Source organism: Streptosporangium sp. NPDC087985 (assembly GCF_044741965.1).
Classification (GTDB): domain Bacteria; phylum Actinomycetota; class Actinomycetes; order Streptosporangiales; family Streptosporangiaceae; genus Streptosporangium.
Genome location: NZ_JBIUTQ010000007.1, coordinates 38872 through 62855, shown reverse-complemented (window position 1 = coordinate 62855; position 23984 = coordinate 38872). Strand labels below are relative to the sequence as shown.

General features: G+C 70.2%; 23 protein-coding genes and 1 pseudogene. 16 read left to right on the top strand and 8 right to left on the bottom strand.

Going from position 1 to position 23984, the window contains the following annotated elements; genetic code table 11:
• The first annotated feature begins 48 nt into the window (after positions 1–48).
• Entirely contained in the window at positions 49–1014 is a 966-nt protein-coding gene (locus ACIN94_RS16420; protein ID WP_400706054.1) for a YbgA family protein, read from the top strand.
• Positions 1015–1043: 29 nt separating this feature from the next.
• On the opposite strand, the gene treZ is transcribed toward ACIN94_RS16420, so the two are convergent.
• The 3 genes from treZ to ACIN94_RS16405 form a co-directional block, all read right to left on the bottom strand.
• The gene (gene treZ, locus ACIN94_RS16415; protein WP_400706051.1) at positions 1044–2783 is read right to left on the bottom strand and encodes a malto-oligosyltrehalose trehalohydrolase; all 1740 of its coding nucleotides are present in this window, start codon (positions 2781–2783) and stop codon (positions 1044–1046) included.
• A 3-nt stretch (positions 2784–2786) separates the two neighbouring features.
• Positions 2787–4970: a malto-oligosyltrehalose synthase gene (gene treY, locus ACIN94_RS16410; protein WP_400706048.1), complete on the bottom strand. Its 2184-nt coding sequence runs from the start codon at positions 4968–4970 to the stop codon at positions 2787–2789.
• Between the two features lie 423 nt (positions 4971–5393).
• On the bottom strand, positions 5394–5699 hold the full coding sequence (locus ACIN94_RS16405) for a hypothetical protein (RefSeq protein WP_400706045.1): 306 nt from the start codon (positions 5697–5699) through the stop codon (positions 5394–5396).
• Between the two features lie 234 nt (positions 5700–5933).
• On the opposite strand from ACIN94_RS16405, the gene ACIN94_RS16400 reads away from it, so the two are divergent.
• The 5 genes from ACIN94_RS16400 to ACIN94_RS16380 all read left to right on the top strand — a co-directional run bounded on the left by ACIN94_RS16400 (position 5934) and on the right by ACIN94_RS16380 (position 9811).
• Positions 5934–6785 (top strand): helix-turn-helix domain-containing protein, encoded by an 852-nt coding sequence (locus ACIN94_RS16400; protein ID WP_400706042.1) that lies wholly within the window; start codon positions 5934–5936, stop codon positions 6783–6785.
• Between the two features lie 58 nt (positions 6786–6843).
• Entirely contained in the window at positions 6844–7056 is a 213-nt protein-coding gene (locus ACIN94_RS16395) for a DUF397 domain-containing protein (RefSeq protein ID WP_400706039.1), read from the top strand.
• 239 nt (positions 7057–7295) lie between these two features.
• A complete protein-coding gene (locus ACIN94_RS16390) occupies positions 7296–7496 on the top strand; it encodes a DUF397 domain-containing protein (RefSeq protein WP_400706036.1) in 201 nt (66 codons plus the stop codon).
• Between the two features lie 222 nt (positions 7497–7718).
• Positions 7719–8324, top strand: a complete 606-nt coding sequence (locus ACIN94_RS16385) for a hypothetical protein (RefSeq protein WP_400706033.1) — start codon at positions 7719–7721, stop codon at positions 8322–8324.
• A 263-nt stretch (positions 8325–8587) separates the two neighbouring features.
• The gene (locus ACIN94_RS16380; RefSeq protein WP_400706030.1) at positions 8588–9811 is read left to right on the top strand and encodes a beta-ketoacyl-[acyl-carrier-protein] synthase family protein; all 1224 of its coding nucleotides are present in this window, start codon (positions 8588–8590) and stop codon (positions 9809–9811) included.
• A gap of 843 nt (positions 9812–10654) precedes the next feature.
• Here ACIN94_RS16380 and ACIN94_RS16375 read toward each other — a convergent pair.
• Entirely contained in the window at positions 10655–11236 is a 582-nt protein-coding gene (locus ACIN94_RS16375; RefSeq protein WP_400706027.1) for an RNA-guided endonuclease InsQ/TnpB family protein, read from the bottom strand.
• A gap of 18 nt (positions 11237–11254) precedes the next feature.
• Between ACIN94_RS16375 and tnpA the strand changes: the two are divergent.
• The 8 genes and pseudogenes from tnpA to ACIN94_RS16335 form a co-directional block, all read left to right on the top strand.
• Positions 11255–11554: pseudogene (gene tnpA / locus ACIN94_RS16370) on the top strand (IS200/IS605 family transposase); the annotation flags it as partial.
• A 127-nt stretch (positions 11555–11681) separates the two neighbouring features.
• Positions 11682–12239: a hypothetical protein gene (locus tag ACIN94_RS16365; protein ID WP_400706024.1), complete on the top strand. Its 558-nt coding sequence runs from the start codon at positions 11682–11684 to the stop codon at positions 12237–12239.
• A 123-nt stretch (positions 12240–12362) separates the two neighbouring features.
• The gene (locus ACIN94_RS16360) at positions 12363–12656 is read left to right on the top strand and encodes a hypothetical protein (protein ID WP_400706021.1); all 294 of its coding nucleotides are present in this window, start codon (positions 12363–12365) and stop codon (positions 12654–12656) included.
• A 70-nt stretch (positions 12657–12726) separates the two neighbouring features.
• Positions 12727–13230 (top strand): MFS transporter, encoded by a 504-nt coding sequence (locus ACIN94_RS16355; protein WP_400706018.1) that lies wholly within the window; start codon positions 12727–12729, stop codon positions 13228–13230.
• A 123-nt stretch (positions 13231–13353) separates the two neighbouring features.
• Positions 13354–14007: a metal ABC transporter ATP-binding protein gene (locus tag ACIN94_RS16350; protein WP_400706015.1), complete on the top strand. Its 654-nt coding sequence runs from the start codon at positions 13354–13356 to the stop codon at positions 14005–14007.
• A complete protein-coding gene (locus tag ACIN94_RS16345) occupies positions 14004–14819 on the top strand; it encodes a metal ABC transporter permease (RefSeq protein ID WP_400706012.1) in 816 nt (271 codons plus the stop codon). The genes ACIN94_RS16350 and ACIN94_RS16345 overlap by 4 nt, the downstream gene beginning before the upstream one ends.
• A 5-nt stretch (positions 14820–14824) precedes the next feature.
• A complete protein-coding gene (locus tag ACIN94_RS16340; RefSeq protein ID WP_400706009.1) occupies positions 14825–15604 on the top strand; it encodes a metal ABC transporter solute-binding protein, Zn/Mn family in 780 nt (259 codons plus the stop codon).
• Between the two features lie 55 nt (positions 15605–15659).
• A complete protein-coding gene (locus tag ACIN94_RS16335; protein WP_400706006.1) occupies positions 15660–16106 on the top strand; it encodes an FAD-dependent monooxygenase in 447 nt (148 codons plus the stop codon).
• Here ACIN94_RS16335 and ACIN94_RS16330 read toward each other — a convergent pair.
• Both ACIN94_RS16330 and ACIN94_RS16325 read right to left on the bottom strand, forming a co-directional pair.
• Positions 16075–17100: a hypothetical protein gene (locus ACIN94_RS16330; protein ID WP_400706003.1), complete on the bottom strand. Its 1026-nt coding sequence runs from the start codon at positions 17098–17100 to the stop codon at positions 16075–16077. The two genes, ACIN94_RS16335 and ACIN94_RS16330, sit on opposite strands and share 32 nt — an antisense overlap.
• Positions 17097–18287, bottom strand: coding sequence for an MFS transporter (locus ACIN94_RS16325; protein WP_400706000.1), 1191 nt, complete (start codon positions 18285–18287; stop codon positions 17097–17099). Before ACIN94_RS16325 ends, ACIN94_RS16330 begins: the two co-directional genes overlap by 4 nt.
• A 265-nt stretch (positions 18288–18552) precedes the next feature.
• Between ACIN94_RS16325 and ACIN94_RS16320 the strand changes: the two genes are divergently transcribed.
• A complete protein-coding gene (locus tag ACIN94_RS16320; RefSeq protein WP_400705997.1) occupies positions 18553–19155 on the top strand; it encodes a sigma-70 family RNA polymerase sigma factor in 603 nt (200 codons plus the stop codon).
• A gap of 45 nt (positions 19156–19200) precedes the next feature.
• On the opposite strand, the gene ACIN94_RS16315 is transcribed toward ACIN94_RS16320, so the two are convergent.
• On the bottom strand, positions 19201–20829 hold the full coding sequence (locus tag ACIN94_RS16315) for a class I adenylate-forming enzyme family protein (protein WP_400705994.1): 1629 nt from the start codon (positions 20827–20829) through the stop codon (positions 19201–19203).
• Positions 20826–22601 (bottom strand): CoA transferase, encoded by a 1776-nt coding sequence (locus tag ACIN94_RS16310; protein ID WP_400705991.1) that lies wholly within the window; start codon positions 22599–22601, stop codon positions 20826–20828. The genes ACIN94_RS16315 and ACIN94_RS16310 overlap by 4 nt, the downstream gene beginning before the upstream one ends.
• Before the next feature lie 137 nt (positions 22602–22738).
• Between ACIN94_RS16310 and ACIN94_RS16305 the strand changes: the two genes are divergently transcribed.
• The gene (locus tag ACIN94_RS16305) at positions 22739–23953 is read left to right on the top strand and encodes an acyl-CoA dehydrogenase family protein (protein WP_400705988.1); all 1215 of its coding nucleotides are present in this window, start codon (positions 22739–22741) and stop codon (positions 23951–23953) included.
• The last annotated feature ends 31 nt before the right edge of the window (positions 23954–23984 follow it).

The window sequence follows — 23984 nt, the reverse complement described above, 5'->3', positions numbered from 1 at the left end:
GAGGGCGTCCATGGCATGAACGAGAGCGTCCGTGGCATGAATCACCACATGGACGATGACACGGACGGCCAGGTCAGACCCCGGGTCGCGGTGTCCAGCTGCCTCACGGGCCAGATGGTGCGTTTCAACGGCGGCCACAGCCGCGACAGGTTCATCAGCAACGAGCTGGACCTCTACGTCGACTGGGTGCCGATCTGCCCGGAGATGGAGATCGGCCTCGGCACTCCGCGTGAGAGCCTCCGGCTCGAGCGCTCGCCCGGGGGCCCGCGCCTGGTCACCAGCGGGACCCGGGCGGATCTCACCGGCAGGATTGCGATGCTGGCCGGCGAACGGGCACGCACCCTCGACGTGGACGGCTACGTCTTCAAGGCCAGAAGTCCCAGCTGCGGCGTGCACGGCGTCCCCCTCTACGCCGGGGACGTGGCCGTCGACCGCAAAAACCGGGGGGTGTTCGCGGCCCGGATCATCGACGCCCATCCGCTCCTGCCGGTGGAGGACGAGGGACGGCTGAACGACCCGCTGCTCCGCGAGAACTTCGTGGAGCGGATCTTCGCGCACGCCCGGCTGCGGGCTCTGCTGGGGGGCGACTGGCACCCGCGTGACCTGGTCGCCTTCCACTCCCGCCACAAGATGCAGCTGCTCTCCCACGATCCCGCCGCCTACCGCGAGGCCGGGCGGATCGTGGCCCGCGCGGGCACGCTCGACCGGGCGGAACTGGCCGCCGAGTACACGTACGTCTTCAGTACGGCCCTCGCCGGGAAGACGAGCATCGGCCGTCACGTCAACGTGCTCCAGCACTGCGTGGGCATGATGAGCGGCCGGCTCGACCCGGTCCACCGGACCGACCTGGCGGAGGTCATCGCCTCCTACCAGGCCGGCCTGGTGGCGCTCAGTGTGCCGGTGACCCTGCTCCGGCATCACGCCCGGGGCGAGGCCGCGGGGTACATCCGGGACCAGACATATCTCCGGCCCTGTCCTGATGGGCTCCGTCTCCGGAACCACGTCCCCGTGTGAGCCGCCGGCGCTCCGAACCGGCACGACGGTCAGAGCCCGTGCCCGCCTGGCCGGATCACCGCCAGGGAGCGGGCGGGCAGGATCAGACCCTCACCGAAACCCGAGGGGACGGGGTCATCACCGAAGCGGACGCCCGGGTCGGAGGCGAGCAGGACCTGGCCGGGCGCCAGCCGTACCGTGAGCGGGACCGCGCCGAGATTCGCGGCGACCCGGAACGCTCCCCGGTGGACGACCAGCCAGGTCTCACCATGCTCGACCCGGACCCGCTCCAGCCTCGGGTCCGACAGGTCCGGATGCGCGCGGCGCAGCGCGATCAGAGCCCGATACCAGTCGAGATGGGCCCGGTGGGCGGCGTCGTCGAGCTCGCTCCAGTCGAGCTTGGAGCGCAGGAACGTCAGCTCCTCCCCCGGGTCCGGCGCCTTGTCGGCCCAGTCGTCGTAACCGAAGCCGACGAACTCCCGCCGCCGCCGGTCCGCCTCGCCGTCACGGAGCCGCGGCTCGACGTGGTCGGTGAAGAACAGGAACGGCGTGCGCGCACCCCACTCCTCGCCCATGAACAGCATCGGGGTGAACGGCGAGGTCAGCAGCAGCCCGGCGGCCAGTCGCAGCGCCTCCGGCGCCATCCGGTCGCCCTCGGCCCGGTTGCCGATCTGGTCGTGGTTCTGCGCGGAGCAGACGGAGCGGTAGCCGGGCACGTGGCGGGCCGGGCGGCCGTGCGAGCGCCCCCTGAAGGTCGAGAAGCTGCCGTCGTGGAAGTAGGCCGAGGTGAGGACCTTGGGCAGGGCCCCGGCGAAGTCGTCGTAGTAGCCGTGCCGTTCCCCGGTCACCGCCACGTGCAGGGCATGGTGGACGTCGTCGTTCCAGGCCGCGGCCAGGCCGTATCCACCGGCCTCGCGCGGGGTCACCAGCCGGGGGTCGTTGAGATCGGACTCGGCGATGAGCGTCAGGGGCCTGCCCACGGCCGCCGACAGCGCCTCCACCTCGACGGCCATCTCCTCCAGCAGGTGCACGGCCCGCCTGTCGTGCAGCGCGTGCACGGCGTCCAGCCGCAGGCCGTCGACATGGTAGTCGCGCAGCCACTGCAGCGCGTTGCCGACGAAGTAGCGGCGCACCTCGTCGGAGCCGGGACCGTCCAGGTTGACCGCCTGGCCCCAGAAGGAGGAGGCACTGGGGTGGAAATAGGGGCCGAACGGGGCCAGAAAGTTCCCGGACGGGCCGAGATGGTTGTAGACGACGTCCAGGATCACACCGAGGCCCTGCCGGTGGCAGGCGTCCACAAAGCGTTTGAACCCGTCGGGACCGCCGTAGTTGTCGGTGACGGCCCACAGATCGACCCCGTCGTAGCCCCAGTTACGCTCTCCCGGCACCGGCGGCACCGGCATGACCTCGACGAAGTCGACACCGAGCGTGGTGAGGTGCTCCAGCTTCTCGATCGCCGCCTCGAAGGTCCCTGAGGGAGTGAAGGCGCCGACGTGCAGCTCGTAGATCACCGCCCCGGGCAGGCCGCGCCCGCGCCACAGCTCGTCACCCCACACGTACCGGTCGTGCTCGTAGACCCGGCTCGGCCCGAAGATCCCCTCGGGCTGCCACCGGGTCCGGGGATCCGGCAGCGGTTCGCCGCCGTCCAGCCGGAACCGGTAGTCGGTCCCGTGACCGGCCCCCGGCACCTCCACCGACCACCAGCCGCCCACCCTGGCGTCCATCGGATAGCGGATCTCGCCGATCTCCACGTCGACCGCGGTCGCCTGCGGCGCCCAGACTTCGAACACGGGCTACTCCCCTTCCAGAAGCGCGACAGGGTAGGCCGACAGCAGGTGGGCCAGCGGGATACGGCCGGTGTGCTCGGCACCGGTCAGCAGGTCGCGCCACGTGCCATGCGGCAGCATGACCGTCTCGTCTCCCCAGCCGCCGCGCCGCGCCAGGCCTACCGGCAGCCGGGTGGCCACCGCCACCGCCCGCTCCCCGCGTGCGAAGGCGACCACGTGCTCACCGCCGTCCAGCGGGACGTACGGCGCAGCCGGATCCAGCCGCCGCCGCAGGTTCAGCGCCCGGGTGGTGACCAGCAGCTTGGCCTCGTCCCAGGGCGTCCCACCCTCCCCGGCGAGCATCTGGCGGCGGAGCGGGAAGTCCACCGGGCGGCGGTTGTCCGGGTCCACCAGGGAGAAGTCAGTGATCTCGTTGCCCCAGTAGAGGTCAGGCACACCCGGCAGCATGAGCTGGACGAGCTTCTGGCCCAGCGAGTTGGACCGGGCGTACGGCTCGATCCCGGCGGCGAACTCCGCGATCGAGGCGCCGCACTCGGCGATCGCCCGGGTGACGAAGCTGCGGAGGCCCGCCTCGTAGTCGGGGTCGGGAGCGGCCCAGGAGATCGAGGTCTTGGCCTCGCGGGCCGCCTTGAACAGGTAGTCGAAGAACCTGTCCTGGCTGATCGGCCACGCGGCCATCAGGTTCTGCCAGGCCAGGTAGTCCAGCGCCGGGTCGAAGGAGACCTTCGCCGCCCACTCCCCGACCGCCGCCGCCCACTCCCCGGGCAGCTCCGACAGCACGGCCAGCCGGGCGCGCACGTCCTCGGAGCGTTTGGTGTCGTGCGTGGACAGCGTCGTCATCGTGGTCGGTGACATCTCCTGAGCGAACATGTGGAACTCGCCGACGGTCCCGGCGAAGTGGTCCGGTTCCCCGCCCACCTCGTTCAGGCACGCCAGCGGGTACCACCGGTAGAGCGCGGTGTCCTCCACCCCCTTGGCCATCACCGGTCCGCAGATCTGCTGGAAGCGGATGACCGCGTCGGCCGGACCGCGCAGCACCCTGCCGACGACCTCCGCGACCGGGGCACCCTCGGGCAGCCGGGTGGCGGCGACCTGCCCGGCCGTCTCGACGATCGAGGCCGCGACCTCGGGCACCTGCTCTCCCGGCACCGCGTACGCCCGGTAGACCGGCATCGCGACGAGCAGTTCCACCAGGGTCTCGCGGTCGGAGCCGACAACGGCGTGCAGCCGGTCGACCTCTGCGGTGAAGAACAGGTCGATGACCTCCCGCTTGGACCGCCGGACCACGGTGGCGTAGTCGTGCGGCATGCCGGTGTGGGTGACGAACAGCTCCACCAGCCGTCCGCTCCCCTCGGGATCCACGAACAGTCTGGTGATCCGGTTGAGCACGTCGTAGCCGGTGGTGCCGTCGCAGTCCCAGTCCGCGGGCAGCCGCTCCGAGCCGATCAGGATCTTCTCCGCCACGGTCCACACACCCGAGGCCTCACGGAGCCGGGACAGGTAACCGCGGGGCTCGGCCAGCCCGTCGGGATGATCCACCCGCAGGCCGTGGACGGCCCCCTCGGCGACCAGCTTCAGGATGACCTCGTGGGTGGCGCCGAAGACCTCCGGCTCCTCCACGCGCAGCCCGATCAGCGAGGACACGTCGAAGAAACGCCGGTAGCCGGGTCCCTGGCGCCAGTCGACCAGCCGGTAGTGGGTGTCGGGGAAGGGGAACTCGTGGTCGTGGTAGCGCAGCACGTCGCCGTCCACCACCGGCTCGGTGGCATCGCCGATCACCGGCATGTTCACCTTGCCGCCGGCCCAGTCGATGTCGAACCACGGCGCGTACGGCGACGCCTGCCCGTCCTTGAGCACCGACCAGAGCGGCGCGTTGCCCGACTCGGGCACCGGGATCGTCATGTGGTTGGGCACGATGTCCACGACCGTTCCCAGCCCGTGCGCGGCCAGCGTCGCCGCCAGCGTCCGCAGACCCTCGATCCCGCCGAACTCCGCCCGGATCCGGGAGTGGTCGGTCACGTCGTAGCCGTGCCGTGACTCGGGGAAGGCCTGCAGGATGGGCGACAGATAGACGTGGCTGACCCCCAGATCCCGCAGGTAGGGAGCGAGCGCGGCCACCTCGGCGAACCCGAAGTCGGGGGTCAGCTGGATCCGGTAGGTCGAGGTCGGCACCGTGAACGGCTCAGACACGCCGCACCACCCTCACTGACCTGCCGGCCACCGGTACGTCCTCCCCTGCCCGGCAGATCCGGGTGTTCACTGTGATCGGCATCGCCGTATCGACCTCCGTCAGCCACATGTCGCCGTAGTCCTTCGTCCTTCGGAACCGTGAATTTGATGACGTCGTGGTGGGCGTTGAACAGCAACGGGAACGGGTCGTCGTTGAGAGGTGAGGGATAACCCGGCCAGACCTCGATCATCGCACCGCCCTTCAGCGATGTGGAAACATGCCCTGTGTTCTCCTTCTCATGCGCACGTTCCCCCACCTGTCACTGTGAACTGGTCCCATCTGATGACATTGACTCCTCGATCGGTCCCGGTGCCGACGCGACACGGATGACATCAACAACCACGGACATACGCCGCCGGCGGGAAGATCGCCGCGCGCCCGGCTTACGGCTCATCGTGCACTTCCGACCTGAGCCAGTCGATCCGCCCGGTGCCGTCGCAGAGCGAGCACGGCTCCCGCCTGCCGGTCGTGTCCTCGCCGTGGCACAGGCCGCATTCCAGCAGGGTGCCGAACCTGGGATCACGGTAGGTGCGCCGGAACAGCCGGCCGCGATCGGTCTCCCATTCCTGCACCCACATGAACGCGTCCAGTTCCGCGAAAATCCGGGCGTCCAGCGCCCGCAGGCAAATGATCAGTAGGCTTCCTACGCCGATCCAGCGATCGTCACGTATCTCGATGTTGTGCTTCAAGGACCATCACCCCCTTGAAGGTTCGCCCCTACGGGGCCGTGCTTTCCCTTTACCCGAGTCTGCGCCATCGACGACTGCCATTGGCAATTGCCATATGAATATACCCTTGGCGGTTACCTTGTGAGATTGCCAGACGAGAATGCCGTTTGACTGTTACCATCGCTGCGACCTGGGAAGACCTCCTGGAGGAGGCGGCAGCCGCCTGCACCATCGGGGAAAAAGAGGTGAGTGCCGATGGCCGGTAACAACCCCACTCTGCGCCGCCGACAACTCGCCAGCCGTCTGCGCGAGCTCCGTGAACAGGCCGGGAAGAGCATCAGGGAGGCCGCCGAACAGCTCGAGTGTTCGCCGGCGAAGATCAGTCGGATCGAGACCGCCCAGCGCGGCGCGCTCCCCCGGGACGTGCGCGACCTCTGCCTCTTCTACGGGATGACCGACCAGGCGCAGATCGACGCCCTGATGTCCTTGGCCCGAGAGGCCAAACAACAGGTGTGGTGGCAGGAGACGGAAGACGTCGATTTCCGCCCGTTTCTCGGTCTGGAGATCGATGCCACGTCGATCTCCGAATACGAGACGACAACCGTCCCGGGACTCCTCCAGACCGAGGACTATGCTCGCGCGGTCATCAGGGGATACCTGCCCAGGATAGATCCGGACGTGCTGGAAGAGCGGGTCACCTACCGGCTGAGACGCCAGGAACGCCTGCACGGCCCCCTCCCGCCTAAATACTGGGTTCTTCTCGACGAATCCGTGCTGCATCGCCATGTGGGCGGGGCCGATGTCATGAGGAAACAGTTGGAGCACCTCAAGAAAGCCTCCGAACTCCCCCACGTGACCATTCAGGTGATCCCCTTCGTCATCGGCGCCCACATGGGGTTCGACAGCGCTTTCGTTTTATTGGAGTTTTCCGATCCCACGATCGGGGACACGGTGTACCTGGACACCCTCATGGGTAGCTTCTACCTGGAGAAAGCCAGAGAAATTGAACGTTTCAGAGAAACGCTCAACCATCTTCGCGCAGTGGCCCTGAGCCCACAAGAATCAGGTGCACACATCGCGAGGGCATACGACAGATTCGCTGCCTGACCGGCGCGCTCCGTCATCACACAACATACCAATCCCAACGAATTTTCATGGAGAGACGATGACGTCTTCCAAACTCGCCGAGCCTTCCACTCTGGAATGGCAGGTCTCAAGCCGGTGTAACAACGGCTCCTGCGTGGAAATCACCAGACTTCCCAATGGAGACGTGGGCATGCGTGACAGCAAGGATCAGAGTGGGCCGATCCTTGAATTTACCGTAGCGGAATTCCGATCTTTCATATACAGCATCAAGGACGGAAAGTTCGACCTGTAGAAGCTGGCTTCCCATACAGGAGGCACGAGACCATGGGGGCGGCGTCGGCGGAAGATCCCGCCGACGCCGTTTCTCTTGCGACGGGTGGCCACAGAATTCATATCCGATGACACATCAGACACTCGCCCCCCGGCAACCACAGCAAACGACCACAAGTCGGTGACGTAAAAATATACTATAATTCTCACGGCGCGACGTTCTTCCATAGAAGAGTTGTCAATCTTTCCGGGAGGAAACGCATGGACAGCGGCTCGGAGTTCCATGGAGCAATCTGGCGGTCCAAGTGCAACAACGGCCAGTGCGTTGAGATCGCTTCTCAGGACGGCTGGGTCGGTGTACGGGACAGCAAAGACGGTGGTACCGGTCCCGTTCTGTCGTTCACCCACGAGGAGTGGAACACCTTCGTCAAGGCCGTGAAGAACGGGGATTTCGACGTCTGACCCGGCTGCGAGGGTAAGCCGGATGTTCTCACGAGCGGAGGGCGCAAGAGATAGGCGGATTCAAGAAGTTCCTGACGAGGGGAGACCTCGTCGACGCCGGCCGCTGTCCGTTCCGCACCGTTGAGCCGTCCCGGGTCCGCTCCGCAGAGAGGCCCCAAGCCTGACACCGCTCCCGGATGGCAACCGTTCGGCCTGCGGACCCGCCTGTAGGACGATGGAACCGTGAGCGTAGAACTGGCCGTCTGGCACGAGTCCGAACCGATCACCAAGGGGCAGGCGGAGAACGTCTTCCAGGCGCTCCGCCGCGGCGAGCCCGCTGCCGAGCCGTATCCCGGAGTGGCGGCGTTCGCCGGGCGGCTGCCCGGGATCGCGCAGCTCTTTCCGGCGTACGCGCTGGTCGCCGTGGAGCCGGAGCGGGCCGACGAGGTGTCGGGCGAGGTCTTCGCCCTGGCCCGCGAGTACGACCTGGTCTGCTACGACCCGCAGCGGGGGCTGGTGCACAACCTGGCACCCCTGGGCGTCTACTCCGGCATGCAGATGCACACGGGCGACGGGATGATCGTGGTCGATCCGGATCTGCGGCTCGTCGCCGATGCGCTGGCCACGCTGTCACCGCAGAACCCGTTCACCGCGCTGGTCGTCTTCGGTGAGCACTTCGTCCAGGTGTCTCCGGAGATCACAGGCTACGAGCTGGAGTACAAGGACAGCGCCCAGAACCTGATGTTCCGCACGCACGTCCCCGACCTCGGGACGGTCCAGGAGGCCTTCGCCGAGTACGCCACCGGTGGCCGCGCCTTCCTGGAGCGTCACGACTGGGCCCGCGTCTGAGCTCCGTCCCTCTTGCTTGGGTGTTTCCCGGGTGCGCGGCTTTCGCCGTGCGCGCTGCGGTGGGTGGATGTTCCAGCCGGCCGGCACCTGATGCTTGGCCTGGATTCAAGATCATGGAGATCCGACAAACTTTGCCCCGCCGTCTTTGTCGGCCACCGCACCTGCCAGGCCGACCACTGTCCTGACAACGTGGATCAGAGCCGGAGCACCTTGCCACGGCTTCCCGGGGAGAAGCGTTCCATAACGGAGAAAAGGGGCATCTGATGGCGGTCGGTAGAGCTGATGCGGTAGTCACAGGGTTGGGCGCCACGACACCGTTGGGCGGTGATGTGGCCTCCACATGGGCCGCCCTGCTGGCCGGGCGGTCCGGGATCGGCCCCATCGAGGAAGAGTGGGCGGCCGACCTGCCGGTGCGGATCGCGGGCCGGCTACAGGTGGAGCCCGCCGAGGTGCTTGGTCGGGTGAAGGCCAGACGGCTGGACCGCTGCCAGCAGATCGCCTTGATCGCCGCACACGAGGCGTGGGCCGACGCCGGAGCCCCGGAGACGGAACCCGAGCGTCTGGCGGTGGTCATCGGCACCGGCGTCGGCGGCGTGCTGAGCACCCTGACCCAAAATGACATCCTGGAGACATCCGGGGCGCGGAAGGTCTCGCCGTACACCGTTCCCATGCTGATGCCCAACGGGCCCGCCGCCGTGGTCAGCATCGAGTTCGGCGCCCGCGGCGGCGCGCACACTCCGGTGAGCGCCTGCGCCTCGGGAGCCGAGGCGATCGCGATGGGCCTGGACCTCATCCGTCTCGGCCGGGCCGACGTCGTCATCGCGGGCGGCGCCGAGGCATGCGTCCATCCGCTCACCCTCGCCGGGTTCGCCCAGGCCAGAGCGCTCTCCACCCGCAACGACGCACCCCAGGAGGCGTCCCGGCCCTTCGATACGGCACGGGACGGGTTCGTCCTCGGCGAGGGAGCCGCTCTGGTCGTCCTGGAGCGTGCCGGGTTCGCCGCGGCCCGTGGAGCCCGCGTCCATGCGACGCTGGCCGGTGCGGGCATCACGTCCGACGCCCATCACATCACCGGGGGCCACACGGACGGACAGGTGCGCGCCCTGCGGCTGGCACTGGCCTCCGCCGGCCTGGACGCGCTCGATGTCGAGCACGTGCACGCCCACGCCACCTCCACCCCGGCAGGGGACCTGACCGAGGCCCGCTCGATCACCGCGGCGATCGGGACACATCCGGCAGTCACCGCGACCAAGTCAATGACCGGCCACCTGTGCGGCGCAGCCGGGGCAATGGGGGCGATCTCCACGATCCTCGCGATCCGCGACGGGGTCATCCCCGCCACCCGCAACCTGGACGACCTCGACCCGGAGGTCAAACTCGACATCGTCACCGGCCGGCCGCGGCGCGGCCGGCTGACGACGGCGCTGACCAACTCGTTCGGATTCGGCGGCCACAACGCCTCTCTGGTCTTCACCTCCGCTCCCTGAGAGACCCGGGCCGCGTCTGAGTCGTTTTCGGGGCTGTTCCTGGTGCGCGCTGCGGTGGGTGGGTGTTCCGGCTTGGCCTCTGGTCCGTGCGGTGGGTGTTCTGGCTTGCCGGTGTTCGCGCTGCGGTGGGCGGGTGTTCCGGCCGGCCGTCTCGGTTGCGCTCCGGTGTTTCAGGCCTCCGGCCTGGCGGGCGCGACGGTCGCGGTCCTTTGATACGCCGGCCGGAACACCCACCCACCTCCGCGCCACGCCTGCCTCGCCGTACGGCCCGCAGACCGTAGCCGCTCGCTTCCGGACCGCCCAGCGGGCTCACTGACGCTGAAGCAATGCGTTCGAGGCCGTTCAGGTTGATCGCCGTAGCTGAAGCCTCACCTCTGAAAGGAGCGCAGGGTCGGGCGCCGTAGGAAGCACGGGCGTCTCAAGGGTGAGGGGCGGCCTGGGCGGGTCGCTACCGTCCATCCTCGGGTGGGGGTCGGCGTGTCCGATCGCTGTCGTCAAGTGCTGCCGATCCGCGCTGTGGAGCAACCGAGCAGCCCACTGCCGGCCCCACGGGCTGGCGAACTCGGCCGTCATCAGGTTCCCCGTCACCGCTCAGCATCTGGTCAGCCTCGCAGCCGTCGAGTCCCCGAAGACGGGGGGGAAGGGCCGTACCCAGGTCAGATGGCGGCTGCTGACCAGCACGGTCCGCGTTGCGAGGAAGAATCCGGGACTCCTCTGCGGTGAAACGGTAGGGGTAGGCAGCCTGCTTAACTCCTCGGAGTTGCGAGCGTTCATTGAGGGACAGAGGGATCCGTTGACCCCCTCCCCGGCCTGAGGGCCGGGGATTCTCCCGTCGCGTCGCGGTTAAGCGGCGCGCGGGGGTTGACGCTTCACCGACCGGGTAACCCCGAGGTCTCCACGTCCTGACACCGCTGATCCGTCGGCGTTGTTGATGTTTATCGCGGCGTTGGTGTCGGCGTGGCCGACCCACCCACACGCGGGGTTGACGCGGGCGAACACGGTTCCGTTGCGGCTGGCCGCATCGCGGTGGTCGCATCGGTGGCAGGTCTGTGAGATGCCTGGGGCGGGGACCTTGATGACCTGTCCGCCCCGGTCGGTGGTCTTGTATTCGAGCAGGGTGACGGTCCGGCCCCACGCCTCGCCGCTGATCGACCGGTTCAGGCCCGCCTTTTGGGCGACGTTCCTGCCCGGGGCCTCGATCGTGCCCTTGACGGATGTGACCATGTTGAGGATGGCGAGTTTCTCCACCTTGATCACAGCGAACGTGTCGGCGAGTTCGGTGGTGGTCTGGTGCTGCCAGTCGACGGCTCGGCGCTTGGCTTTCGCGCGCAGCCGGGCGATCTGGTCGTAGGTGCGCTGCTCCCGCCCCGAGGGGCGGGTCTTCTTCGGCCGGGCCGCACGCCGGCGGGCCGACTTCTTCTCCAAATGGAAGAAATCATGAGGGACGTGTGCGCCGACTTCGAGACCGAGCTGGCCGAGTTCAACGGCGGAGTCAACCACGTCCACCTGCTGGTCGACTTCCCGCCCAAGGTCGCCCTGTCCAAGCTGGTCAACTCGCTGAAGGGCGTGGCGTCCCGGCGGATGCGACAAGAGTTCCCCGAGCTGGCCGCCCACTACTACCGGGGCAACAAGCTGTGGTCGGGCTCCTACTTCGCCGGGAGCGTCGGCGGCGCACCGTTGTCGATCGTGCGCCAGTACATCGAGCAGCAAAACCGCCCGGTCCAGAGCACGCTCGCGCCCTAGCGGGCACTCACGCGCGGGCCTTCACCTCCGGGCTGAAGCCCGGAGCACTAGCCCGCATTCCGGTAGCGGTGAAGGATTCGAGATATCGGTCTTCTCCCCGAGCGGGCCGACTGCAAGGATGTCCCTTATGACCCCAGTGGCGTCGGCGCTCCGCGTGCTGCGAGCACTCGTCTTCGCGACGTTGTGCCTCGTGGTCTCCGCTGGTGGCCACGCCCTGGCCGGCGGTGGGCTGGTCCCCCCGCATCTGGGACTTCTCGGTGCGGTGGTCGCCTTCTGCCTGGCCTACGCGCTCAACGGACGTGAGCGCGGCCTGGAAGTCGTGCTTCCCGCGACCGCCGGAACGCAGATTCTGCTACATGAACTGTTCACCCGTGCCGCGCCGACACCGCACATGGGGCTCTCCGCCGATCACGGCCATCTCGGTCTGGGCATGATGGTTGTCCATCTTGTGGTGGCGTTGCTGACGGGGTGGTGGCTGCATCGCGGCGAGAGCGCGCTCTGGCTCATGATCCGCCTGTACGGCATGCGGATGCCGGTGATCCGGCTGTTCGTCATCACCGCCGCCGAAACACCGCGACCCATCTGGCAGGCCGTAGCGGCTCGCGATGTCCGGCCGTACGGCGGCTGGGAGATCTCCCCGGCGCTCCGCAGGCGTGGCCCGCCCGCGCTGGAACGCGTCGGCTGAGGGACCTGGAGGGTCCGGTGGCCGGCGTGCCCCGTGACCAGACGCTCTCCTTTCGCACGGAAGCGTCCTTCCTTACCCGGCCGCGCCAGAAACACGGCCCGGGAGTCTTTTCTGGAGCCTGTGATGGCATATCTGCCACGCTTCATCCGCAGAACGGTTCTGGCGACACTTAGTTGCGGGTTGTTCCTCATGCTCACCGCGCCCGCCGCGCCCGCCGCGCTGGTCTCCTCGTCGCCTCGCCCGGCGGCGGTCTCGCCCGCTCCGGTGGCAGCGGCCCCGGTGTCGGCGGCCGACAGCCAGGGCACCTCTCAGGGTGTTCCGGGGTGGATCTGGGGCGGGCTCGTCGCGCTGGTGATGATCGGTGTGACTGTCTGGTTCCGGAGTTCACGCCGGAGCCGCCCCGGCACCACGGAATGATCTTCCTGTTATGCTCCTCGGCTTACCTCTCCGCGTCGCTCGGGCCGCTGTCTTCGCCGTAGCGTGCCTCGTGCTGGGCGTCGTCGCCCACCTCTTCGCCGGTGGCGTGGTCAGCGTTCGGACGGCCGCATGCGGTTTGGTGGTGGCCTTCGTCGTGGCGTTGCCCGCGACCGGCCGTGAACGTGGCACGGGCGTGATCCTGCCGCTGCTGACAGGAGTGCAGGTGGCCTTGCACCTGCTGCTGTCGGCGGCACCCAGCCTTGCGCCGCTGGCCGAGATGGGCGGCCATGGTCGCTCCGGGCTGGTGCCCGGCCTGGGCATGCTGGTGATGCACGGCTGGGCCGCGGCATTGACCGCGCTGTGGCTGGCGCGAGGTGAGGCCGCCCTGTGGGCGGTGCTGGGCCGCCTTGCCGTCCGTCTGTGCCGCCTGCTGGTGAACTATTCCGGAGTGGTGCACACGCTGCCCGGAGCAGGGCGCGCGGATTGCCTCGCTGCGGAGATCCTCCGGCCTGCGTTGCTCCGCCACGCGGTGAGCCGGCGTGGGCCGCCTGTGCCGTCGCCCGTCTCCGGCTGATCCCTCAGGACCGGCCGGCCTTCCCTTACCGCTTTTCCGGGTGGATCGGCTCCGCCCGGCTGTCGCCGTACCCTCACCCCCGGCCGGAGTATGCCCATGCCCATTCCCCTCCCTGATCCCCTGGTGAACACAGATTCCCCGGTGAACGCCGCCGGCCTGCGCCTGTCGGCGGTGAGTTGTCGGCACGGCCGGCTCCTCGCGGTGGACGGAGTTGACCTGACGCTCGCCCCCGGTGAACACCTGGCGATCACCGGCACCAACGGCTCCGGCAAGAGCACGCTGCTGCGCGCGGTCCTTGGCCTGCACCGCCGGACAAGCGGGCTGATCGAGGTCGCGGGCCGGCAGGCGCGCGGGCCGTCCGACTGGACCCGCCGCCGCACCGAAGTCGCCTGGATCCCGCAACGGCAGGCGGCCGGACGCTTCCCGCTGCTGGTACGCGAGCTGCTGGCCAGTAGCCGCCACCTCGAACAGGCCCTGGCCGCAGCCGAGGAGCTGGGGGTGGCCGAACTGCTGCAACGCCCGCTCGCCGCCCTGTCGGGGGGCCAGCTGCAGCGGGCCTACCTGGCGCGGGCGCTGGGGCAGGTCGCGGCCGGAGCAGGGCTGGTCCTGGCCGACGAGCCGACCGCGGCGCTGGACTTCGCCGGTCAGGAGCAGGTGGCGGCGGTGCTGGCCGGCCTGCCGGTGAGCGTGGTGGTGGTCACCCATGACCGGGCGGTCGCCCAGGCCTGCGGGCGGGTGGCCGAGATGGCCGCCGGGCGGTTGCGGGAGGTCCGGTGAACTCGGTCTGGACACTGCTGGAGATCCCCTCGGTCCGGCTGGCCCTGCTGGCGCTGCTGCTCGGCTCGGTGACGCTGCCGATCGTCGGGGTGTTCATCGTGGGGTTGGACATCATGCCGGTCCGGTTCGCGATGATGCACGTCGCGCTGCTGGGCATCGCGATCGGCCTGCTGACCGGGTTGGACCCGCTGCTGTGCGCGCTGGTGCTGTGCGCTGTGACCGGCGGCGCGCTCACCCCACTGGCCCGTAGCAGCGCGGGGCTGTCGGGTGCGATGGGCTTGTTGATGACGCTGGCCATCGCGGCGGCGCTGCTGGTGCTGTCGATCTCCGGGGTGAACGCCAACGGGGCGTTCGAGCTGTTGTGGGGGTCGATCCTGGCCACCCGCCCCGGCGACGTGGTCGCGCTCGCCGCGCTGGCGGTGATCGTCCCGGTCCTGTACGGCCTGCGCCGCAAAGACCTGGCCCTGCTCCTGCACGACCGGGAGCTGGCCGTCTGCTCCGGGGTCGCGGTGGAGCGGCTCACCCTGATCCTGCTGGTGGTGATCGCGGTGGCGATCGCCTCGGCCATCCGGTTGACCGGGGCGCTGCTGGTCGACGCGCTCACCCTGCTGCCCGCCCTGGCCGCCCGCCGGGTCGGCCGGTCACTGCCGGCGATGGTCGGCTGGTCGGTCGTCTTCGGGCTGGCCTTCAACATCGGCGGCTTCTTCCTCGCCCTGCTCTTCGACTTCCCCCCCGGTCCGGTGCTGGTGCTGGTCGGCGGGGTCTGCACTGTTCTGCTCCATTCGATCCCAGAAAGAGTTCTCGCGAAATGATTACAATGCGCCGGCTCCGTCTCACGGCCGTGGCCGTCATCACCACCGTGGCCATGGCCGCCTGCGGAGGCACCGGGGAAAGCACCTCCGCGGCACCCTCACCGACGGCGAAGGGGCTGAAGGTTGTCGCAGCCTCCACCTGGGAGGCGGGATTCGCCAAGGCCGCGGGCGCGACCGATATCACGGTGATCGTGCCGCCCGGCGTGCACCACGCCCCCGACTACGATCCCAAGCCCTCCGACCTGGTCAAGGTCGCCCAGGCCGATGTGGTGCTGTACGCCGCCTTCGAGGGCTTCGCCGGCAAGCTCAAGGAGGCCGCCGGATCCAAGGCCAAGCTGATCGAGGTGTCCCTGGACAACACTCCCGACAAGGTCAGAGCCGAGGTTGCGCGGCTGGGCGGGGAGTTCGGCACCGCGGAAGCGGCCAAGGCGTGGACCGCGACCTTCGACACCGAGTACGCCGCGATGAAGGAGAAGGTCACCGGCGCCGCCGAGGGCATCGCACCGGTGATCGTCGCGCAGGCGTTCGTCGCCTGGGCCGCCGACCTGACCGGAGTCCAGCCCGCCGGGGTGTACGGCCCGCAGCCGCCCACCGCCGGTCAGATCTCCGAGCTGGCCGCCAAGAAGCCCCGGCTGGTGCTGGACAACTCGGCCATGCCCGGCGGGGACGCCCTCGCCAATGTCGAGGCCAAGCGCGTGGTCATCGACAACTTCCCCGACCAGGGGCTGGACCTGATCGCCATGTACAAGGCCAACGCCGACGCCATCACCGCCGCTCTCGGCTGACCGGTCTCGTGGGGCGGCCATCCTGGCCGCCCCACCCTCCTCAGGAGGAAGACACGTGGACATCCCCGTGCTCATCGTCGGCGGCGGACCGGTCGGCCTGTGCGCGTCCATCGCGCTGTCGCGCTTCGGCGTGCCCTCTCTGCTGGTCGAGCGGCACTCCGCCGCCTCGGCCTTTCCCAAGGACCGGGCGCTCAGTAGGACACGCCATGACAGACGCGAGGTCTCCACGCTCGACCTCGTGGGCACCGGCTTCACCCTGCTGACCGGACCGGACGGAGCGGCCTGGCAAGAGGCGGCGCCGGCAGGTGTGCCCCTGCTGGTGCACGTGGGCGACGCGGACATCGCCGCCGTCTACGGCATCGCGGCCGACGGCGCCGTCCTGATCCGGCCTGACGACCACGTCGCCTGGCACTGTCCGCGCTTGCCAGACCGTCTGGGCGAGGCCGTCGCTCACACCCTGGCCACAGCGTTCAGCAGGCGAAAGGATCGATCGCCCCGGTGAGCACCGCGAGGCCAACAGCCAGGAAAAAGTCGCCCCACACCAGCTCATGGCAGGTGGCCATGCCGTGGTCCAGGTCATAGCAGCCGTCCAGCAGGCGGCCGTCACGCAGGTGTGCCGAGACCAGCTCGCGGAGCACGGCGGCGGCCCGGTCCCGCAGCCGGGCGGCTTCATGCTGATCGGCCCGCGCGGCCAGTTTGAGAGCGGCGACTGCCTCGATCGCAGCGGCCGAGGTGTCCGGTGGCCCGCCGGGGCGTGCGCAGGGGACGGCGGGCGAGCGTGCAGCGAACCGGGCCGCCACCTGGGGATGTGCGAGCAGTGCCCGCCGCCGATCGCCGTCGCCGGTGTCGGCGACCGCCAGCGACAGCCAGGCCGCCGTGCGGCTCCAGCCTGGCGGCAGGGCGAGGTGGGGTTCCCAGGTGCCGTCCGGCAGGGCTTGCCAGGCCGGGCGGAGCTGGCGCTCACCTGCCGTCAGAGCGAACTGCAGGTCCAGCTGGGTCCGGGCGGCCACGGCTCCGTCAGGACCCGCCAGACGGAGGAGCTGCATGAGGCCGGGCAGGCCGTCGACGCGCGCCAGCTCCCGAGGACCGCCGAACGCGCCGCCCCAGGGCACCAGCCCGAGCTCGGGGACATAGGCGTCCAGGCAGGCACCGGCCGCGCGCTCTCGCAGCGTCGCCGCCAGGGCGTCCCCCTCTGCCACGCCGAACGCGGTGCCGTACCAGAAGATGAGGCCTCGGGCTCCGGTGTCGGCCCAGATCCACGGATCGAGCGATGCGGTGCGGCTGATCGCGGTGGCCCGGTCGGCCGGATCACCGCTCATGATCGCTCGCAGCCACAGAAGTCCCGTCCAGAAACCACCGGTCCATGATCCGCGGGCGGTGGTCGTCCAGCCGCCGGAGACGGGGTCCGCATACAGCGGCCATCGCCCTCCCGCATCCGCCTCGACCGTGCCGGACCGCTCCAGAACCTCAAGCAGCGCCTTCTCCGCCCAGCTCATCGGAGTGCCCCGGCCCGGAATCGGAGCGGCGCCGCGACGGCGGCCGCAGCGGCGAACTCGGCGGCCACCAGCCCCCAGCCCGGTCCGTATCCCCCGATCTCGACGAGGATCCCGAACAGCGGCGGCCCGGCGGCGAAACCGGCGAAGAATCCCGCCGAGACGAGCGCGGAGTCCCGGCCGGCGCTGCGGGGGTCGGCGCGCTTGATCACCGAGACCATGGTGACCGCATTACCCGCGACGGCGAAGGCTCCGACGGCCGCCGCGCCCACCCAGACCAGGAAGGGAACCCACGAGGCTGCTCCGAGCAGCAGGACCGCTCCGCAGGCTCCCGCCGCGAGAGGGACGAGAAGCACTTCGGCCCGGTCGAGGCGGCCCGCCCGCCGCGACCAGCCGACCCGGCCCGCGACTCCGGTGAGACCCAGGACCGCGACCAACCATGCCGCCACGACCGGTCCCAGTCCCAGCCGCTCGGCACCGAACAGCGCAAGGTAGGTGTTCACCGCGGCGATCCCGCAGCCGAGCAGGAAGGAGAACAGCGCCAACCGGCCGACGCGGGCGCGCGGCATGTCCGCGGGTGGCGTGGCCGCGGCGGCGGTGGAGTCGGATGGCAGCACGCGGATGGCCCAGCACGCGATGAGGGCGGCGATCACGGCGGCTGTCCATACCGCGCCGCGCCATCCCGTCCATGCGGCGAGCGCCGCCAGCGGCAGTCCCGCCGCGAAAGCGCCGAGCTGCACTCCGGACTGCTTCCAGCCGGTGACCGCACCTCGCCTGCCCGGTTCGACCGTGGCCAGGATGACCTTGTTGGTGGCGGGGTTGGCCAGGGCCTGCGGGAGGCCACCCAGCGCCACCGCCACCAGCAGCATCAGCGTGCCCGAGGCGGAGCCGATCAGTGCCAGTGCCACCGCGGCCAGCAGCAGCAGTGCGACCAGGCAACGGCGGGCCCCCAGCCGATCCACCCAGCGGCCGGCGGTGAGCGACAGGAGCGCGGCGACGCCGAATCCGGCGGTCGTGGTCAGGCCGATCGCGGTGCGGGAGATGCCCGCCTCCCCGACCAGGCGGGGACCGAGCGCACCGATCAGGAAGAGCTGAAGCATCGACACGCCCATGGCCGTGGTGAGCAGGACGGTGACCCATCGCTCCCGGACCCGATCGCTCGCAGGACCTACCGGTCGTTCCAGCCGCATCGCCATCTCCTTCTGCCGGCGGGGTCCACACGACAACCGCGCATCAGACAGTCGCTCATGGGCCCGCCGGGGTTCCCATCGGAGTGGGCTGGGTGATGCGACCCGTCACTGGGGCCATTGCGCCGCCCTACACGCTCCGGCCCCGTGGGCCGCCTTTCCCGACGCCTGCCCTCCCGTGCCCCTGCCTCCTCAACCAGTCCAACAGGGGCCACGCACCCCCCGAACCGTGTATCCGTTCTGCCCTGCGATGCAAGGAACGACCATCGTGAGTTCTGTCATGCGCGACCACCGCGCCCCCCACCATGACGCCACCACCGAACGCTCAGACGATCATCTGACAGTGCTCGCCCTGGCCGCGCGCGCAGGAGCGCCCGCGGACGTCGAGGCCTTCACCCGTGCGGTGTACACCGACGTACGCCGATTCATCGCCTACCTGGCCGGGAGCCACTCGGCGGAGGACCTCACCCAGGAGACGTTCCTGCGCGTTCTGGGGAGCCTGCCCAGGTTCGCCGGCCGGTCATCGGCCCGCACCTGGCTGCTGTCCATCGCCCGGCGGGTCGTCGTCGACCGGTTCCGCTCGGCGGCCTCTCGCCCGATCGTCGCCGATCTCGCCGACTGGCAGGCCGCCGCCGAGCGATGTCAGCCCCGCGGGCTGCCGGGATGCGAGGACGGCGTGGCCTTGGCCGACCTGCTGGCCAAGGTGCCGCGCGAACGGCGTGAGGCCTTCGTGCTCACCCAGCTCGTGGGCATGCCGTACGCCGAGGCCGCCGCGATGATCGGATGCCCGATCGGCACGGTGCGTTCCCGCGTGGCGCGAGCACGCAGCCAGCTGATCTCCTCACTGGAAGCCGCGGACAGGGCTGCCTGACCGAAGATTTTTCCCGGGCCGGAGTCGCCTCCGGCCCGGGAAAAATCACACCGATCCGGGTTGCCCCCCCAGCAGGAGATCGCGTAGCGCATCCCGGTCGGGCTTGCCCGCCGGGGTCAGCGGCAGCTCCTCCACCAGCAGCAGGTGCTCGGGATGCTTGCCCCGCTCCAGCCCTTGCCGGAGCAGGTGGGAGGCGAGGCCGGCGATGTCAGGGGTATGGCCGGGGCGTGGCACCACGCAGGCCGCCAGCCGCTCTCCCATCACCTGGTCGGGCACGCCCAGGCACACCACCTCGCGCACCTCGGGGTGGGTCGCCAGTGCGTGCTCCACCTCGGCCAGGCTGATGTTGGTGCCGCCACGGATGACGACCTGCTTGAGTCTGCCCATCAGGCGCAGCCGCCCGTCGGCGTCGATCACCCCCAGGTCTCCGGTGCGGACCCAGCCGTCTGCCGTGCGGTAGCGCTGATTCAGCTCTGGCGCGCCGACGTAGCACATCGGGGTCATCGGGCCGCGTGCGATGATCTCGCCGAATTCCTCCTCGTCCGAGGTGGGGACGATGCGGATCTCCGCCACCCGGGGGTCCGGCAGGCCCACCACGACCCCGGGACCGGGATCGCTCGCCGCAGTCGGACGGAATCCGCTGTGGCAGTTCACCCCGTCGGCCGAGCCGTACAGGTTAACGACCGCGCAGTCGAACACCTGGCCCGCTTCGGCGGCCGTGGCCGCGTTCAGCTCGGCACCGCCCAGCACCAGCGCGGTCATGGGTGGGTTCGGTCCGGTGTCCGGCTGGTCGAGCATCATGCGGATCATGGTCGGTACGGCCAGCACGTGGGTGGGCCGGTGGTCGCGGATCGCGGTGAGGGCGGCCCGGGGAGAGAAGTGATCGAGGAGCACCAGGGAGCCGCCGTGCCTGGCAAGGGTGACGGCGGTGCCGTTGCTGCCGAAAGCCGAGGCCAGCGGGACCAGGAACAGGCAGCGGGGCGGGTTCGCGTCGGCGATCAGCGTGGCCATGAAGTTGCCCCGGCCGCCGGCGAGCGCGTTGTGGGAGTAGGCGACCATCTTGGGTTCGGACTCCGAGCCGGAGGAGACCAGGATGCGGGCCGCGCCGTCCGGATCGGGCCGGGCCGGGACGAAGGCGCGGCCGTCGGCGGAGAGCACCTCGCTCCACGCCACGCTGCCCACCGGGGGTTCCTGCGGACCGGCGGCGACGACGGCCCGCAGGCCGGGCAGCTGCTCTGCGGCGGCCACCAGCTCACTCGCGTGCGCCGTCCCCCGGTGGTCGACGGCCGCGATGACGGCCCGCGCACCGGAACGGCCGAGCAGGGAGACGGCCTCGGCGACGCCGCGCCCCACGGGAAAGGGCAGGGCCACGGCTCCGAGCGCGGCCAGCGCCAGGTCGGCGACGACCGCGTCCCGGCCGTTGGACAGCTGGACGCCGACGACGTCGCCCTCACAGACGCCGAGCTTCCGCAGCCCGGCCGCTGCGTTGCGTGCCAGGCGGTCCAGCTCGGCATAGGTGAGCTCGCCCGCCACGTCGATCACCGCGACCCGGTCCGGGGCCGCGAGGCGATGAGCGCGGAACAGCGCGTACAGGCCGAGGTCCGGACAGGTGCCGTCGGCGGCCCATTCGCGTCTCAGCGTGGCAGGCACCAGGTCGTCCAAGTGCAGGGTCATGCGAACCTCCAGGGAACGGGTACGACAACGGCCCCGTGCTCGTCACGGGTGAGAGCGGATGCGAAACGTGGATCGGCGGGAAGCCTGTCGAGTGCGGTCGTTACGGCGGTGGCTCGCAGCCCCCGGCGGCGAAGGGACGCGACAGCCTCGGGTGTGGCCAGTCCGGTGAGGGAGGCGGCGTCCGCCTGCCCGGCGCAGTCGTCTGCGACGGCCACCCAGCCGTCCGCCGTGGGCAGGGGACTGCGGAATCCGGCCGGTCTGCGGGGGGCGGCTCCGGAGGCGACCCGCCGCAGACCGGGTTCGGTGAGCATCTCGGCCGCGCCCAGCAGCGAGGAGTCCACCCGCACGCCGTGTCCCGCACGTTCGCGCAGCAGGAGCCCGGCGAGCACCGCCTCGGCGCCCAGCAGGGCGCCGAGGACGTCGAGCAGGGTCATCAGCGACGGGGCGGGTGGTTCACCGGCGGGCCGCACGGCCTCGCCCACGCCGGTGCGGGCCTGCACCATGAAGTCGGTGGCCATCGGGACGTCGGCCAGCCGCCCGGCCCAGCCGCTGGTGTAGGCGTAGACCAGGCCGGGGTTGACCGCTGACAGGTCGCCGTCGTCCAGGCCGAGGCGCTCGGCGGTGCCCGGGGCCCAGTTGTGCACGAAGACGTCCGCGCCCTCGACCAGGTCGCGCAGCTCCGCCCGGCCTGCGGCCGACTTGATGTCGATCTCCACGGCGCGCTTGCCCCGGTTGAGCGCCAGCCAGCGGGCCGACAGGTCACCGCACGTGGGCGGCATGCCGCGCAGCGGGTCCCCGCCGGGTGGCTCGATCCGCACCACGTCCGCGCCGAGCAGGCCCAGGACGTAGGCGGCCAGCGGCGCCTGGATCCGCCGTCCGGCCTCCAGAATCGTGAGACCGGCCAGCGGGCGGCCGACCTCGGCCGACGGGGACAGGGGCGAGGCCGGCAGCCCCGGTGACAGCTGCCATGGTGCCTGCGCACGGGATTCGGCCAACCGGTCTTGGAGAGATCGGAGCGCGCAGAGCGACGCCCCCGACTCCTTCGCGGCCCGCCGTACGCTCTGCCAGTCGACCGCGTGAACCCGTGCGTGCAGCTCCTCAGGCAGCGGGGAGCAGGCGGTGGCGTAGCGGAACTGGAAGGACCGCCACGCGGAACCGGCCAGGCGTTTGGCCACGCCGAGCGCCTGCCAGAACGTCACCCACACAACCGGGTCCAGCGTCTCGACCTCGAAACACACGCCGTCGGCCGTGGTGAACGGCGGGCCTCCCGGGGCGAGCGGCACCGCTTCGTCGTCCTCGGCGTTGGCGGCGGCCAGGTACTGACCGACCGAGAGCAGTCCGGCCAAGTCCACGCCGGTCCGTACGGTCTCGACGGCCGATCCCCGGGCACGGCCGATCAGTCCGGCCAGGAGACCTTGAACGGTCAGCACGGCGCACGCCGTGGTCAGGTAGTCGACAGCCAGACCGCATGGCTCACCGGTGCGGCGGCCATGGACGTGGGCCACGCCGGTCGCGGCCTGCGCGGTGGCCTCGTCGGTCACCTCGTCGATCGGGGCGGCTGCCGCCCAGGCGATCTCGGCAGTGAGCGGGCGCCCGCCCGCGCCGGTGAGTGACACGGTGCCGGGGCCGTCCGAGGCCGCGGATCCGAGGTCGGCGGCCCCCAGGAGGGTGAGGTGGTGGGCGACGGTGGTGGTGAGGGCGGGTGGCCCGGCCGTCCGCAGACCGATGCCGGCGAGCGGATGTGCCGCTCGGGCGGTGGCGGGGTGTGCCATGGCTCTCCTTTTCCGCGGCGGTGGCCGCGAGTCTTGCCTGACGCGGGTGGGAACTCGGGCGAGCGTTCACCCGACCTGTTCCACAGCAGGGAGTCGGATGGATTTTTCGCTCAGTTCCCGACATGTCTGGAGTTGGAATGTCACAGCAAGCCGCCGTCATGACCGATGCCGAGCGCCTCAGTTGGGGCGCTCCCGCCTGTCCGCCTCAGGCGCTCGAGCTGCGCGACCGCGTGACCGAGTTCGTCCGCGAGCACGTGATGCCCCATGAAGCCGAGCTGGATTCGGGTGGCGTGAGCGCGCGGGCGCTCCTCGAACGGCTCAGGCGCGAAGCACGGTCCGAGGGGCTGTGGGGACTGCCACTCCCGGCCGAGCTGGGTGGCGCGGGCCTGTCTCTGGCGGAATATGCGCACGTGGCGGAGGCGGAGGGAGCCAGCGATCACGGTCCGGGCGTGCTGGGCTCCCCAGCACTGCTGGATGTGAAGACCCTGGTCGGGCACGCCACACCTACCGTGCGGGAGCTGTACCTGCCTCAGATCGCCGACGGGCGGATGACCATGTGCAACGCAATGACCGAGCCGGACACGCCCGGCTCCGATCCCGCTCTCACCGCCACGCGGGCGAGCAGGGAGGCTGACGGCTCCTGGACGATCCACGGCCGCAAATGGTTCGTCACCGGTGCGGGCGACGCGGACCTGGCGGTCGTGCTTGCCCGCACCTGCGGCGCGCCGCCTTCCACGACCGGCCTGTCCCTGCTGCTCGTCCCCACCTCCTCTCCCGGCTTCCGGGTGGTCCGCGAGCTGCCGGTTCTGGGTGCGGGCGGGCAGTGGGAGATCGCCCTGGACGGGGTCACGGTCCCGCCCGACCACCTGCTCGGCGAGCCCGGCCGGGGTCTGCGCGTGATCGGCGAGCGGGTACGGCTCGGCCGGCTGCTGCGCTGCCTGCGCTGGCTCGGTCAGGCCGAGCGGGCCTTCACCCTCATGCGTGAGCGGGCGCGTTCACGGCCGGCGGCCTCAGGACGGCTGGCTGATCTCCAGCTCGTCCAGCGGCTCGTCTTCGACGCGCTGCTGGCGATCAGGACTACGCGCCCGCTGGTGTTCGAGGCCGTCTCCCTCGTGGACGCCGGGCTGGACGCCCGCGTGGAGACCGGCCTGGCGAAGGTGGCCGCCGCCCGGATGCTGCAGCAGGTCACCGACGCGGCCATCCAGGTCCACGGCGCGGCCGGGCTGGGGCCCGACACACCGCTGCCCGCGCTGTTTCGCACCGGACGGATGGCCCGCCTGCTCGACGGTCCCGACGAGCTGCACGTCACGGCGGTGGCCCGGCGGGTCCTCCATTACGCACCATTGCTATGACATGGGATAATTACTGCGCTATGCCCGCGAC

What these genes read in the sequence shown, in the direction of transcription:
- ACIN94_RS16420 (WP_400706054.1), top strand. Translation starts at nt 49, where the DNA reads ATGGACGATGACACGGACGGCCAGGTCAGACCCCGGGTCGCGGTGTCC.
- ACIN94_RS16400 (WP_400706042.1), top strand. Translation starts at nt 5,934, where the DNA reads ATGGCCGGTAACAACCCCACTCTGCGCCGCCGACAACTCGCCAGCCGT.
- ACIN94_RS16395 (WP_400706039.1), top strand. Translation starts at nt 6,844, where the DNA reads ATGACGTCTTCCAAACTCGCCGAGCCTTCCACTCTGGAATGGCAGGTC.
- ACIN94_RS16390 (WP_400706036.1), top strand. Translation starts at nt 7,296, where the DNA reads ATGGACAGCGGCTCGGAGTTCCATGGAGCAATCTGGCGGTCCAAGTGC.
- ACIN94_RS16380 (WP_400706030.1), top strand. Translation starts at nt 8,588, where the DNA reads ATGGCGGTCGGTAGAGCTGATGCGGTAGTCACAGGGTTGGGCGCCACG.
- ACIN94_RS16365 (WP_400706024.1), top strand. Translation starts at nt 11,682, where the DNA reads ATGACCCCAGTGGCGTCGGCGCTCCGCGTGCTGCGAGCACTCGTCTTC.
- ACIN94_RS16360 (WP_400706021.1), top strand. Translation starts at nt 12,363, where the DNA reads ATGGCATATCTGCCACGCTTCATCCGCAGAACGGTTCTGGCGACACTT.
- ACIN94_RS16340 (WP_400706009.1), top strand. Translation starts at nt 14,825, where the DNA reads ATGCGCCGGCTCCGTCTCACGGCCGTGGCCGTCATCACCACCGTGGCC.
- ACIN94_RS16330 (WP_400706003.1), bottom strand. Translation starts at nt 17,100, where the DNA reads ATGAGCTGGGCGGAGAAGGCGCTGCTTGAGGTTCTGGAGCGGTCCGGC.
- ACIN94_RS16325 (WP_400706000.1), bottom strand. Translation starts at nt 18,287, where the DNA reads ATGCGGCTGGAACGACCGGTAGGTCCTGCGAGCGATCGGGTCCGGGAG.
- ACIN94_RS16315 (WP_400705994.1), bottom strand. Translation starts at nt 20,829, where the DNA reads ATGACCCTGCACTTGGACGACCTGGTGCCTGCCACGCTGAGACGCGAA.
- ACIN94_RS16310 (WP_400705991.1), bottom strand. Translation starts at nt 22,601, where the DNA reads ATGGCACACCCCGCCACCGCCCGAGCGGCACATCCGCTCGCCGGCATC.
- ACIN94_RS16305 (WP_400705988.1), top strand. Translation starts at nt 22,739, where the DNA reads ATGTCACAGCAAGCCGCCGTCATGACCGATGCCGAGCGCCTCAGTTGG.